Annotated in this window: 7 protein-coding genes; 3 read left to right on the top strand and 4 right to left on the bottom strand. The window is 51.1% G+C overall.

The features are described from left to right. Positions 1 to 5: 5 nt before the first annotated feature. The gene (locus Q4526_RS09575; protein WP_215976855.1) at positions 6 to 2,216 is read right to left on the bottom strand and encodes a polysaccharide lyase 6 family protein; all 2,211 of its coding nucleotides are present in this window, start codon (positions 2,214 to 2,216) and stop codon (positions 6 to 8) included. Positions 2,217 to 3,103: 887 nt separating this feature from the next. Between Q4526_RS09575 and Q4526_RS09570 the strand changes: the two genes are divergently transcribed. Continuing rightward, entirely contained in the window at positions 3,104 to 4,408 is a 1,305-nt protein-coding gene (locus Q4526_RS09570; RefSeq protein WP_215976854.1) for an MFS transporter, read from the top strand. Between the two features lie 607 nt (positions 4,409 to 5,015). On the opposite strand, the gene Q4526_RS09565 is transcribed toward Q4526_RS09570, so the two are convergent. Then, a complete protein-coding gene (locus Q4526_RS09565; protein WP_215976853.1) occupies positions 5,016 to 5,894 on the bottom strand; it encodes an NAD(P)-dependent oxidoreductase in 879 nt (292 codons plus the stop codon). A gap of 749 nt (positions 5,895 to 6,643) precedes the next feature. Here Q4526_RS09565 and Q4526_RS09560 point away from each other — a divergent pair. Both Q4526_RS09560 and tpiA read left to right on the top strand, forming a co-directional pair. Continuing rightward, a complete protein-coding gene (locus Q4526_RS09560) occupies positions 6,644 to 7,420 on the top strand; it encodes a FadR/GntR family transcriptional regulator (protein WP_215976852.1) in 777 nt (258 codons plus the stop codon). A 304-nt stretch (positions 7,421 to 7,724) separates the two neighbouring features. Next, positions 7,725 to 8,486, top strand: a complete 762-nt coding sequence (tpiA, locus tag Q4526_RS09555) for a triose-phosphate isomerase (protein ID WP_215976851.1) — start codon at positions 7,725 to 7,727, stop codon at positions 8,484 to 8,486. Between the two features lie 180 nt (positions 8,487 to 8,666). Here the strand turns inward: tpiA and atzF are convergent, their stop codons facing one another. Beyond that, complete coding sequence (gene atzF / locus Q4526_RS09550; protein WP_215976850.1) at positions 8,667 to 10,478, bottom strand: allophanate hydrolase; 1,812 nt, start codon at positions 10,476 to 10,478, stop codon at positions 8,667 to 8,669. Then, positions 10,475 to 14,095, bottom strand: coding sequence for an urea carboxylase (gene uca / locus Q4526_RS09545; RefSeq protein WP_215976849.1), 3,621 nt, complete (start codon positions 14,093 to 14,095; stop codon positions 10,475 to 10,477). The genes atzF and uca overlap by 4 nt, the downstream gene beginning before the upstream one ends. Between the last annotated feature and the right edge of the window lie 69 nt (positions 14,096 to 14,164).

Below are 14,164 nucleotides of genomic sequence, written 5' to 3'. Positions count from 1 at the left end.
AAAATTTACTCAGAAAAGTTATTATTGTCAGCGTTAAAGGTAGATTCCATGCCTGGCACGACACTTTCTACTTTGTACAATGGTTTTTGATTATAAGTGTTATTGTCGATACGAATCACAGGCCCACCAACGGTGTGCTGAACTAGGATTGGAGCACTGTCTTCGAAATGACTATTTTCAATTAATCCACGCTGAACACCGTGCAGCACAATACTGCTACCGGACTTATCAGCAGCCGGGGATGCAGTAACGGTCACGCCATCTACGTGCACGTGTGGGCCAAATGTACTTTCGTCGGTTCCGCCACGATAAACTGTCATCAGGCCACCGGTGGCGTTATTTACCTGGCTATTTTTAACCGTAATATACTCGGCGTTATACATGCCGTAATCGTCTTTTTCCGAATCCAGCTTTAAAACTGTACCTTTAATATTATTAAAGCTGGAATCTTTGACAATCACATGGTCAGCGAATGTGCTTTGGCGCAACTTGATTACATCAAAGTCTTTATTGATATCCAAGTCCTTCACCTCAACACCCAACAGCTCCAACCGAGAGTTTTTCCCCATAGGCTTACTGTCAGAGCGAATCACCGCATTGGCCTTATCATCAGGAGCGCGCACGCCACTGATCGACAAATCTTGCAAGCGCAGCGCGCTACCATTCAGTAAATCCACCAGAGACTTTCGGCCAAACGTTAAGCGAGTCTCACCTTTACCTGCACCGCGAATTACCAGCGCTTCATTTAGCAGTAACGTTTTTGACAGGTGAAAATCACCCGCAGCCAGCACCAGCTCGCCCGCACCATCCAAGGAGGCGTAAGCGTCTAGAATTGTGTCAGTTCCGGGGTTCACGTTGACACTTTGCTCTGTGTTAAAGCGATCGGATTTTTCAAATTTTGGATACCATGAAACACCCACCTCAGTTTTCTGCACAGGCAGCACTGGTGCGGACACATCGAGCCCGGCAACTTTCTTAAACCCACCTTCTAACTCGTCACCAGTTTCGAAGTTCGATTTGTTACCGCTAAAATCAATACCTTTTACACTATCGTGCAGCTCAAAGGGCGACTCTTTAGAATCGTTAATGACAGTGTTGTTAACAAAGCGGCTGTTTGAAGGAGCGGCGCTGCGCTCTTCATCGCTACCAGCACCGAAAATAATACGCTCAACATTCACCAAGGTGTTACCTGTGATCAGTGCGTTATCCACTTGATGATAGCGGTTAATCGGAGAGTTGGGCACGCCATTCATAACAACCAAACCGCCGCCAAAACGCGAGCCAGCCAAACCAGAGAGGTAGTTGTTTTTAATAACTTGGTCAGCATTGATCACGCGAATACCACCGGTATGATCAACCCCATTACCGATAAACGCATTGCCTTCAACCAGATTACCGTTGCCGTGACGCAACGTCAGGGTGCCACGCGATTCAAAGAACACATTATTTTTTAAGACGTTTTTACCTGACTTATTGGAAACAATCTCAACTTCACCATCGCAGTGCTCAAAGTAATTGTGAGCCACGGTTGTTAAAGAGTCGCTTAGCGAGTAATGACTGGTGCCGATACGTAAGGTTTCGCCACCGTTTGAGCCCAACACAGGGCGCGGGCCAAAATAATTGTACTCAATGATATGACGGTTTTCGCGACTGTGCTCCGTGTCGAGCTTAACCGCCATGGTGACGCCCTTATTACGCTTAAAGCTGAAATGGTTATGATCGATGCGGTTATTTTTACCGTAGACGCTCACCCAGTAATCAGTTTCGTAACGATCGGGGTTACTAAAGTCATCGATCACCACTTCTGTCAGGCGAGTGTCAACCGCTATCGTCGAGTAATCTGATTCATCTTTTGGCTTGGCCGTACGAAAGGAAATAACGGAATCGGTTGGCGTATAGCCGTCTTTAAACACCAGCCCGCGCACCACTAGGTGCTCACCGGCCAGCTGGAGATTTGAGCGTCCGCTGATAATCGCTTTACCCGGATTAGCTGCCGCTAGGGTAATGGGCTCTTGCTCGGTACCTTTGGCAGAAAAAACGAATTCCACATCACGCCAAACACCATCTTCTAGCAACACTCGATCACCAGGCTCTAAGTCGCCTGCGACTTTTTGATACTCAGAGAAGTCAGCAACGGAGTAATCTTTTGCCGCACATAATGCCGGAACAAGAGTAAGGGCAACAACACCAGAAAGGGTAGAAAGCTTATTATTCATATTTATCACACCACAATTACGCTCAAAAATCGGCCGCAACCGTTAAAGCCATGCTCAGCGACAACTTAGAATGGAAGACCTGCGACCGCTATAACAGCTGGTACACACAGGGGAAAGACGCCCCCAGAATCAAGCACATAAGGAGTCAAGCAGCCCACTTCTAAGCCAGCCGCCAAGGCCACATCTTACGCTTACAGCCCCACTGGAACTTATACACCGAAAGGCTATCACCGAAGGAATAAAAGTGTCAACCAATCTATCTTACAATTCTGGTCAACAGCCTAACCCCTAGGGCTCGCAAGCCCCGCCAACAAACCCTCGCACCACCAAAACCACCTCAATTGTCCCTCTTACGCCACCCTTGCCAACTGCTGTACATACATCAATTTATGCAGACAAAAAAACTTAACAAATCGTCTACCAATATGTATTACCAATTAATACGATTCATGGTAGGATTTACCTTGCAGCCTCAACTAAGAAATGGCCTGTGCATAAGTCGGAGTGGCGTCTCACCCAACCAGGTATTACGCCAAGCCCAATCCGTCCAGCACCTGACCATCGCGGCTGCTATAGCTCCGAAAGGTCGTCAGCACCTTAATGGTAGTCTCCACATTGGAACTCTGCCGTTAAGGTCTCAGAGCTAACGATGACACAACAATAAAGAGGTTGCCGCTATGCTAAAACCACCCTGACTCACGAGGTCTTTATAAAGTGGCGATAGCTGCGTAGCATACCCAAAGGCTCCCCCTCTCACCCAGAGGCCGCCAACAGCTCCGGCACCGGCTCACCGAAGCCGGCAAAATCGCAAGCAGTTCGAGTACACTCGAGTTAATAACGATCCACAAAAATAGATAAGACGAAAATTAGCCCTGAGGGAGTAAACAATGAAAATCAAAAACTTACGATGGTGGGTGATCTCTCTGATCGCACTTGCCACCATTATTAACTATATCGACCGCCAAACGATGAACGTCCTCTGGGCAACCAGTATGGGTGAAGAGCTATACCCAGACCTAGACGCCGATGGCCGCAAAGCCATATACGGCACCATCTCCGGCTTCTTTATTCTCGCCTACGCCCTCGGCCAAGCAATTTTCGGGAAAATTTTCGACTGGGTCGGCACTCGTATAGGCTTCGCCCTATCTATTGGTGTTTGGTCAATCGCTACCGCCCTGCACGCGTTCGGGCAAGGTGTGGTTTCTTTAAGTATTTTCCGCAGCCTACTCGGTGTAGCAGAGGCCGGTAACTGGCCTGGCGCTGCCAAAGGTAACGCCGAATGGTTCCCGTCCAAAGAGCGCGCACTGGCGCAGGGCATCTTCAACTCCGGCGCGGCTATTGGCGGCCTGGTATCGATTCCAATCATTGCCTTCTTGGCCATTCACTTCAGCTGGCAAGCCATCTTCGTTATCGTCGGTCTGCTTGGCCTGCTATGGCTCGTGCCTTGGCTCGTTCTGGTCAAGTCTCCGCCTGGCACACACCCCTGGATCACCGCCGAAGAGCGCGAATATATTCTTACCGGCCAGAAAACCACCCCGGCCACCGACGACAACAACGTCGAAACAGAATACGCCCCCAATACCAAAGAAATGCTATCGCGCAAGCAAAGCTGGGGGGTTATTATTGCCTCGGCGGCTATCGACCCCATCTGGTGGCTGTTTGTTTTTTGGATTCCCACCTACCTTGCCGAAGTTTACAATATGGATGTTAAAGGCATCGCCCTATACGGCTGGGTACCTTACGTGGGCGCAATGTTCGGCGCTTGGTTTGGCGGCCTTCTCTCGCAAAACCGTATTGGCGCTGGCTGGACCATCAACAAAACCCGCAAATTCGTCATCACCCTTGGCTGCCTGCTGATGCTGCCTTGCCTGCTGGCCATGGCCAGCCCTGGCGGCCCAGTTACCGCGGTACTGCTGATGGGTGTGATCCTGTTTGGCTTCCAAACTGCTATCAGCAGCGTGCAAACACTGCCTGCAGATATGCTGAGCCAAAAATCAGTGGGCACGCTATCGGGCTTTGCCGGTATGGCTGCCAAGTTCTCAGCCTGGGGCCTAACCATTTTCGTTCCTTGGTTAACCTCTGGTGGCAACTACGCACCCGCCTTTATCATTGGTGCGTCACTAGCCGTTATCGCCCTAGCGGCAATCTGGATTCTTATCCCAACTGTTGAGCCTTTGAAAGCAAGAGACTAAGCCTCAACTGTGCCCCGCAAGCCCCTCGGCTTGCAGCACACCCAAGCCGCTCACCACTAATGCCCTGCATTATGTGAGCGGCTTTTTATTGCCTGAGCCTACCCCCTTACCGCCCAAGCTTATCCCAGCCGCCCCTGTGAACACGCCCCCTCCCCCACAATGCCCACTGTTAACACAGGCGAGCGAGCAAACCGCCCACCACTCAACTCAAACTCTCTTTTGCAGCACCACCATCCACCTACAGGCAGCGACTATGCGCGATACACAGTGACCTTACCTATCTTCAAGCCTCACGAGCCAAGTGCATGGACCGCCATACAGGCAGCGAATTAAGGGGGATAAGAGCCAAACAAATCAAAGGCCGGATAAGCGGGCAAGATTAAGCATTTTGAGACCGAGCAGGAACACGCCAGCGCCAACAGACGCTCCCTAAAAGGCAGGCCTAAAAAGCAGATCAGTGAAACGGGAGTTAAGCAGAGGGGACAGAGCAAAATACTCAACCTTTCCGGCCGAGCTCAATAAAACTATCTTAAGAGGTAAGCTATCAGAACGAAAAAAGCCGCGCTGAGCCGAGAGGCTCAAGCGCGGCTTTTTATTACCGCTCAAATTATTTTGCTAACTTGAGGTAGTAATCAAAGATCTCTGGAACATTGCCATTGCCCATATCGGCAGCAACAGCGTCCTGCAAGCCTTTAGAAGTACCTTCGGCGATTGGCGCCTGAGTACCCAGATCGTTGACCATCTCAAGGAAATAGCCCAGATCTTTATTAGCGTTAGCAATCGAGAATCCCAAATCACTCACACCATCAACAGCGTAATTCTTACAGAAGTTCATGAAAGGTGAGCTAGATGGGCCAGTAGACATAATATCGAACAACTGCTGACGATCAACACCCGCACGATCTGCAACTGCAAACGCTTGAGACATAGCACAAACGGTCGTCATACCCATAAAGTTGTTAATCAACTTAGTGGTGTGGCCGGCACCCAGCGCGCCCAGGTAGAAAACATTCTCACCTTGCTGCTCTAGTACTGGCTTAACTTTCTCAAAAGTCTCTTTGTCACCAGAGGCCATAATGTTAAGCAAGCCATCTTTCGCGTGAGCAGGTGTACGACCCAGAGGAGCGTCAACCATGCCGGCACCTTTCTTGGCCAAATCAGCGCCAATCTTGCGGGTTGAGGCAGGAATTGAAGTACCGAAGTCAACCAGTACCGCACCTTCTTTAATACCCGCTAAAATGCCGTCATCGCCGTATACCAGCTTTTCTACCACATTAGAGGTGGTCAGACACAACATAATAATGTCGCTAGCTTCAGCCAACTCTTTGGCTGAAGACGCCGCAGTTGCGCCGCGTGCTACAACGGCATCAACCGCTTCTTTATTAAGATCCATTACAACCGGCTCAAAACCTCGTTTTTGCAGGTTTTCAACCATGTTGCCGCCCATAAGGCCCAAACCGATAAATCCGATAACAGGTTTAGTCATATCTGACTCCTAAAATATACATTTGAAACTCGACGCATGAGCGCAGAATACTGAGTCCTCGCGGAGATTAAAGCAACCGCGAGCAACAAAATTAAACGAGCTGCCACCGCAAAAGCATAAAGCCCCGCGAAGAAAAATCGTTTTAAGGTAATTCTTACTGCCGCTGTGAAACACCAAAGGGCAAAGAAGCCTTGATTGAGAAAAAGCAGGCTTTTATGTGCCAAACTCTCAGCTTCACATTATCGCTCAAAAAATAGATCGGGCCTACCCAATAAAGGGAGGCCCGACCCAAGGAGAGCCACACACTAGAATTTAGCGGATCAGCCAACTTCTAGTCTGATCAGCGGGAAATGATCAACCGAGCCCTAAGCCCTTATTAGTACTGGCATACGCCACACACAGAACTAGGCTCAGCCACCACCTTCGACTGAACAGTTAGACTACCAACGATACACCCAAAGTGTCAACCAATTATTATTACCGGATTGTATCACCTCATAAAAGGTACAGACTCATCAAACCTTGCGGCGATATGCGCCAAATCACTATCTATTCGCATTAAGACTGTTACGTTTTAGAGCATGAGTTGAGCACCCCCCACTATAATTCCACACGTTTTTTGTGCCTTTTGTTACGTCGCTCTCAGCTTTTCATGGTTCCGTCAACCAACCTGTATTACCAATTAACGATTCTGTGCTATGATTGCAAGGTTAATAATTAGAGAACATTACAAGTCAGGAGTGGATTAAATGAGCGATAGCAGTAATAGCGGTAATAGACGCACCTATCGCAAGGTTGCGCAGAAAATGTTGGCGGCCCTCGATTCTGGGGAGTTTCCCGCCGGGGCTCGCTTGCCTCCCGAGCGCGAGCTTTCGGAGCGCTACGGTGTCAGCCGTCCAACTATTCGTGAAGCCATTATTGCTCTTGAGGTAATGGGTCGAGTCGAGGTTCAAACCGGCTCAGGTGTTTACGCCCTAAAATCCTTCAAGGCTAACAGCACTAATCCGCGCGAGTACAGTCCCTTTGAGGTAACTGAGGCGCGGGTACTGATCGAATCGGAAGCCGCAGCATTGGCTGCATCTACCATCACGGCTGAGCAACTCGAAGAGCTCAACACCGCGCTGGAAGAAATGAACAAAGAAAATAACGATGGCAACCTCACCTCAGAAATAGCCGATCGAAAATTTCATTTGGTCATCGCCAACTCCACCCAAAATCGCCCCCTAATCAGTATCATCCAACACCTTTGGGAGATTCAGGCCAACTTACCTGACTTAAAAGTTGCTCATCAGTCGGTGTGTAAAACCGACGGCGAGAGACGTATCAAAGAACACAGGGTAATATTGGAGGCACTCAAAGCACGCGATCCGCACGCCGCACGCCTATCCATGAGAAATCATTTTTCTCGCTCGCTCGATGCACTGCACGCCACGACTGAGCAGCGGGCGGTTGAAGAGATCCAAAGGCAGTTAAGTGAACGGCGCGAGCGATTTTCTCTCAACCGCATTCAGTATATGACTGAATAAGATTGTGCTCGGCCCTTATTCAACAGGCCGAGCATAACTCACAAACCTTATCAGACGGTCAGTCAAAGCCATTCACTATCGCTCATGAACTGCTCTACTTACTCAGACCAACCACATCCAACTGTATGGTAAGTCACATGATCACTGTTACTTCCCATGCATTGGAGTCTCGACGAGTAACGGTACGACCTGACCAAGCAAACAATAACTAACTCACTTATTCATACGAACAAACACTCGGTAACTGGCAGCCCACACAACTCGGCGCGCCATTACATCCACGAGCCACTGAGGTTTTAATCAAATGAAAAAACAAGCCCCTTTCGTCATTGCCAACTGGAAGCTCAACGGAGGGATAGATCTTACCTGCACTTCGGTCGCATCCATGCTGAACCGAAAATTCGAGGCTAGAATCGGCATCGCACCACCCTATGTCTACATCGGCGATATGGTGAGCTTTTTACGCAATTCTGACATTATGGTAGGAAGTCAAAATGTCAGTAAATTTGCCTCTGGCGCTTTTACTGGAGAAACCTCTGCACAAATGCTGAGCGAAGTGGGCTGCCAATTTTGTCTTATAGGCCATTCGGAGAGACGCCAAGTATTTTTGGAGAACGACAACTCTTGCCACACCAAAATGGAAAAGGCGCTCGATAATAACCTGATACCGGTTTTGTGTGTCGGTGAAAATTTACAGCAATACGAGCTCGGCCTAACCAACGACATACTCTATCGTCAACTACACCAATCGCTGCCCGACCTTAACCTTGAAGGGAAAGAGCTGTGCATCGCTTACGAACCCGTATGGGCTATAGGCACCGGCAAAGCGGCCACGGCCGATCAAGTTCAAAAAGTGCACAGTTTTATATATCAAGAGCTGGTAGAAATACTTGGCACAGAACGGGCCAATAAAGTACACATACTCTATGGTGGTAGCGTCAATAAAGACAACGTTGAAGAGCTCCTTTCCACACCACACGTCGATGGCGTGCTCGTTGGCGGTGCTAGCTTAGATCCCGAACACTTCGCTGAAATTTGTGCGCTGGCCAACAAATCGGCCCAATAACAAACAGCCAGTCGCCTTCGATTTTTTCGAAACAAAGGTAGAGGGCGGCGCCGTAGCCACAAGCTATCTCTAATGCCCTCGGGCATTAGAGATAGCAGCATAGAGATAAGTAAACAGGCTCCCTGGCCGTTGTTTCATACTGCAGAGATGCTCGCCCTGCTTAGGTGACACTCGTGATTTTCAACTACTGCCTAGGTAGGCACGCCAGCCACCGAATTGACTAATATCGATAGCCCCCTCAATACCCGACTGCTCACAAATAAACCCCGCGCACTGCGTACCGTCGACTAAACGCACTTTGCCGATTCCTAAAGGGGCGGCAATGCCGGCGACAAAACTGCCTAACTCCGCCACAGGCATTGACCATACCTCCACCTCAATAGCGCAACCTTGGCCCTCTTCTGCCAAGACCATAGCTGGGCGCAGTGGTGGCCCACCAGGCAGAGCATAAAGCTGATACTCCGGCGCCGACTGAGTACAACGCTGCAAGGTTGCCCCGCGCTCGCGCAGCTGCCAATTAAGCGGTTGCCCATTTAAGTGTGCTCCGCACACCACCAGATCGATGCGCTCGGCACCACCGGCAGGCTTATCGGATAACGCCTCAAAGGCGTTTTTATTCGCGCCCAGTGGCAACGCGAAACTTTGCTGAAGGCGGTTGCCAATGGATAACAGCTTGCGGTCACTAAAGGCTTCGGCCACGAGTGTCAGGCCAAAGGGGAAACCTTGTTCGGTGAAAGCCGTTGGCAACGCCAAACCGCAAAGATCAAACAAGTTCATGTAATTGGTGTAGTAACCGAGCTGGCTGTTTAACTCAATCGGGTTGGCCTCAAGTTCTGCAATAGAAAAAGGCCGTGGCGCGGTTGGCGTGAGCAAAGCATCCACCGAGTCGAGCACACGTTGTGCCTCTTTGCGCAGCGCTTTTAAGCGGTACTGCGCGGTAAAGCCATCTCGCGCAGACGGTGCGGCACCGGCACTGATAATCGCCTTGGTCACCGGCAATAAAGCGTTGGGGTGTTCCTCAATTAATGGGGAGCACGCGAGGTAGCGCTCGGCCACCCAAGGGCCTTCATACAATAGTTTAGCGGCCGATAAAAACGCCGACATATCCACTTCAATCAATTCTATATCAGCAAGCTTTTCTATCGCACTTAAACTGGATTGGTAGGCACTTTGATACCCCTCGTGGCCAAAAAACGCCAACTGCTCTGCGGACATAACCCCTAAACGCAGAGGGCCAGATTGGCGGCCGTAGTGACGAGCACTATTGGCAAAAGGGTTGACGCGACTGTAGGCATCGCTTTCGTCATCACCCTCGGCGACTGACAGCGCCGCATGGGCATCATCGGTATTGAGAGCAAATACGGTCATGCAATCCAGCGAACGGCAAGCGGGCACCATACCGGTGGCCGACAATAAACCAATGCTAGGCTTAAGTCCCACCAAATTATTAAAACAGGCGGGCACGCGCCCCGAGCCGGCGGTATCGGTACCGAGACTAAAGCAAGCCAGCCCCTTGGCCACGGCTACGGCGGAACCAGAGCTGGAACCGCCACTGATCATATTAGGGTCGGCGCTATTCTTACACGCGCCCCAGGGGGAGCGTGTACCGACCAAACCGGTGGCAAATTGATCGAGGTTGGTTTTCCCAACAGGAATGGCCCCGGCATCAATCAATGCCTGCACCACGGTGGCGGAGTGCGGCGGCGTATAAGTAAATGCCTCACAGGCAGCGCTGGTAGGTACACCCTTTAAATCAATATTATCCTTGATCGCAAAAGGTAAGCCATACAGTGGCAGGCTGTCGGGACTTTGCCCTTCTAGCGCCTGCAAATAGGGCTCAAGCTCGGCGGCGCTAAGGCGATAGATCCAAATATTATGGTCCGTTAAAGCCTCGCAGCGTTTGGTGATTTCTGCCAGTAGCGCTCTGGGAGTAAGACGACCATCGCGATACGCGAGGTGAAGACTATGACGCGTTAAGGTAGGCGTACTCATGACTCAAGCCCTCCGTCCAAAATTAATAACGGCTGGCCTGCACTCACCCGGCCCCCTTCTTTTACCACCACCGTTTTTACTGTGCCCGGTTGAGTGGCAACAACCGCCACTTCCATTTTCATCGATTCCAATAGCATCACACACTGGCCAGCTTCGACCTGATCGCCCTGTGCTACATTAAGCTGCCAAACGCTGCCCGCGACCGAGCTATCCACCACAATATCGTCATCGCCAATCACTAGACTATCGTCATTTAGCACCACCTCTGGCGCCTCGTAATGGAACTGGCCATCGGCGTGCCAACGGGCTAACTCATCGCTAAAGGCTTGCTCGCGACGCTGGGTATGCGCCTCAATTTCTGCGCTGTGCTGCTCAATATGCGCTTGATACCCCGCCAATGAAAACTCCCCCGGCTCAGTGCGAAGCGGGTAATCGCCCAAAGGAAAATCACGACGGATTTGACTGAGTTCATCGTGACCTACTTCGTAAAATCGAATTTGATCGAAAAAGCGCAGCAGGTAAGGCTCGGTAAAAGCCTCGGTACGCCGGTAACGATTCCACATTTGCATGGTGCGACCGACAAATTGATACCCCCCCGGCCCTTCCATACCGTAAACACAAAGATAAGAACCGCCAATACCCACTGAGTTTTCCGCCGTCCAGGTGCGGGCGGGATTGTATTTGGTGGTCACCAGTCGGTGGCGCGGGTCCACCGGTGTGGCCACGGGCGCACCGAGATACACATCGCCCAACCCCATGACCAAATAGGCGGCATCGAAGACGATACGTTTTACGTCATCGATACTATCGAGGCCGTTTATACGGCGAATAAACTCTAAGTTATCGGGGCACCAAGGTGCGTTTGCGCGCACCGATTGTTGATATTTATCCACCGCCAATTGGCAAGCTTCATCGTTCCAACTTAACGGTAACCATACCGTACGCGAGGGTACTGTTAGTGAGTCTAACCGTTGCGATAAATGGCGCTCACGTTCGGCCAACTCTGCCAACAGTTTATCGAGTGGCAACTGTTGTGAATCGTAATGCAGTTGCAAAGAGCGAATGCCTGGCGTTAATTCACGCAAACCCGGCAGCGGATTTTTCTGTAAGTCTTGCATTAAGGCGTGCGCGCGAAAACGCAAACGAATATCAAGCTCGAGCGGGCCGTACTCCACCAATAGAAAATGGTCGCCCGCCAAACGATACACTACCTCGTCACCTACCTCCGCAGCACTAAGACGCTGCACAATGGGAGAGGGTAATTCATTCAGATCAATGGGCGCCGGGTTGGTTGTGGCAACCTGAGCGCTATTATCGACAAACAATGCCTGCTGCTGTTGCTCAGCGACCACCGCATCGGCATAGCTCACCGGCACAAAACGCAAGGTGTCGCCCGCGCGCAGCTGGCCGAGCTTCCATAAATCGGCCGTGATTACGGTGGCAGGGCAAACAAAGCCGCCCAATGACGGGCCATCGGGGCCAAGAATAACTGGCATATCACCGGTAAAATCTACCGTACCAAAGGCGTAAGCGTTATCGTGAATATTAGACGGGTGCATACCGGCCTCACCGCCACTTTGACGTGCCCACTCGGGCTTAGGGCCAATCAAACGTACACCGGTGCGGCTGGAATTGTAATGCACCTCCCAATGTTCGCTAAAAAATGTTTGCACGTCGGCATCGGTAAAAAAATCCGGTGCGCCGTGCGGCCCGTAAATCACCCGCAATTCCCACGAAGAACCGATATCAACCAGAGGCGCCTGTTGCGCGGTGGGTTCACCGATCATTTGACCCAGCGCCAATACATCGCCGGTGCGCAGTGCGCGGCCGTTATGACCACCAAACTGGCCCAAGGTAAAAGTCGAACGCGACCCTAAATAAGTGGGGCAATCGATACCGCCGGCCACAGCCAAATAAGCGCGAGCACCCCGCTCGATGCGCCCCATTACCAGGGTTTGCCCCGCGGCGACATCCACCGGCGTCGACATGGCCACGGCCTCACCATCCAGTGTTAAAGGAATCTCGGCACCGGCGACTAAAATACGAGTAGCGGTACTAAATTGCAGTGTTGGCCCCTGCAGGGTGATCTCGAGTGCGGCGGCATCGGGCAAGTTACCTAACAGCGCATTGGCTAAGCGAAAGGAGTAATTGTCAAATGGGCCCGAAGGCGGAACGCCTACATCCCAATAACCACCGCGCGCGGGGTAATCTTGAATGGTGGTCTGAGTGCCGCCTTGTAGAATATCGATGCGAGCCGGGCACCAGTCAACCGAAGCCAAATAGCGCGTGGTGACTTCGCCGCGAGTAATGACGCTGTCGTCCAGCAAATGGCGCAAGTAGGCGCAGTTGCTTTCAATACCGTAGAGCTGGGTTTTATCCAGCGTGCTACGCAAACCTTGAATCGCCTCAGCGCGATCGTCACCACAGTAAATAATTTTGGCAAGCATGGGGTCAAAAAACGGGGATACTTCAATACCACTATCCAACCAATGTTCAATGCGCAGCCCCGGCAGCTCATCGCTAGGGGTAGGAAGTTCAACATGACTCAACAAGCCCGCGCAAGGCTGAAAATCGCGGTAGGGGTCTTCGGCATACACTCGCAATTGAATGGCGTGACCACTGGGTGTTAAGCCTTCGCGCAATTGCTCTAGTGGCGGCAATTCACCCGCTGCTTGCTGTAACATCCATTGAACTAAGTCCACCGACCAAACCATTTCGGTTACACCGTGCTCGACCTGTAGGCGCGTGTTCACTTCCAGAAAATAACACTGCTCGGTATCGGCATCGTATATATATTCCACTGTCGCCGCATTGCGATAGCGAACGCTGGACAGCAACGTTTCGGCCAGTCGATACAAACGCTGGCGCACGGGTTCTGGTAGATTGGGAGCGGGACACTCTTCAATGACTTTTTGATTGCGACGCTGAGCACTGCAATCACGCTCACCAATGGCCAACACACCGCCCTTGCCGTCACCAAAAGCTTGCACTTCAATGTGCCGGGCGCGGGCGATGTACTTTTCTAGAAAGACGCCATCGTCAGCGAAATTATTTTTACCCAGCTGTTTTACTTTATTAAAGGCTTCGCGCAGTACAGATTCAGACTCGCAAACCTGCATACCAATGCCCCCGCCGCCAGCGGTACTTTTCAGCATAACGGGATAGCCAATGTCGGCCGCCGTCTGGCAGGCCGACTCAATATTCGCTAATAAGCCTGAACCTGGCGGCAAGGGTACATCCGCGTTTGCGGCTATTTCACGGGCCCGGTGCTTAAGACCAAAGCTTTGCATTTGTTCCGGTGTAGGACCAATAAAAGCAATGTCAGCGGCTTCGCAATCGGTAACAAACGCGGAATTTTCACTGAGAAAACCGTACCCCGGGTGAATGGCCTCGGCGCCACAGGCGCGGGCAATTTCCAGTACCTTTTCGCTATTTAGATAGGTGTCTGCGGCACCACCTTCCCCCAAGCTGTAAGCTTCATCCGCTTGACGAACGTGCAAGCTCTGGGCATCCACTTCGGCGTAAACCGCCACTGAAGTCACGCCCATTTTTCGCAGAGTACGAATAATTCGAGTGGCAATAGCGCCTCGGTTAGCTATCAAAACTTTTTTAAACATACTGGTCCGTTACGGGTCGTCCCGCTTTGTTATACGACAGTGGCCGTCCACTGAAGTCGTTGATTCACT

This window comes from Gilvimarinus sp. 2_MG-2023, assembly GCF_030547685.1.
Lineage (GTDB): Bacteria > Pseudomonadota > Gammaproteobacteria > Pseudomonadales > Cellvibrionaceae > Gilvimarinus.
The sequence above is the reverse complement of the archived record's forward strand: the minus strand, read 5'-3'. Positions and strand labels throughout refer to the sequence as shown.

Bases quoted from the DNA above. Each gene is read 5' to 3' on its own strand.
- Q4526_RS09575 (WP_215976855.1), bottom strand. From the start codon at position 2,216: ATGAATAATAAGCTTTCTACCCTTTCTGGTGTTGTTGCCCTTACTCTT.
- Q4526_RS09570 (WP_215976854.1), top strand. From the start codon at position 3,104: ATGAAAATCAAAAACTTACGATGGTGGGTGATCTCTCTGATCGCACTT.
- Q4526_RS09565 (WP_215976853.1), bottom strand. From the start codon at position 5,894: ATGACTAAACCTGTTATCGGATTTATCGGTTTGGGCCTTATGGGCGGC.
- Q4526_RS09560 (WP_215976852.1), top strand. From the start codon at position 6,644: ATGAGCGATAGCAGTAATAGCGGTAATAGACGCACCTATCGCAAGGTT.
- tpiA (WP_215976851.1), top strand. From the start codon at position 7,725: ATGAAAAAACAAGCCCCTTTCGTCATTGCCAACTGGAAGCTCAACGGA.
- atzF (WP_215976850.1), bottom strand. From the start codon at position 10,478: ATGAGTACGCCTACCTTAACGCGTCATAGTCTTCACCTCGCGTATCGC.
- uca (WP_215976849.1), bottom strand. From the start codon at position 14,095: ATGTTTAAAAAAGTTTTGATAGCTAACCGAGGCGCTATTGCCACTCGA.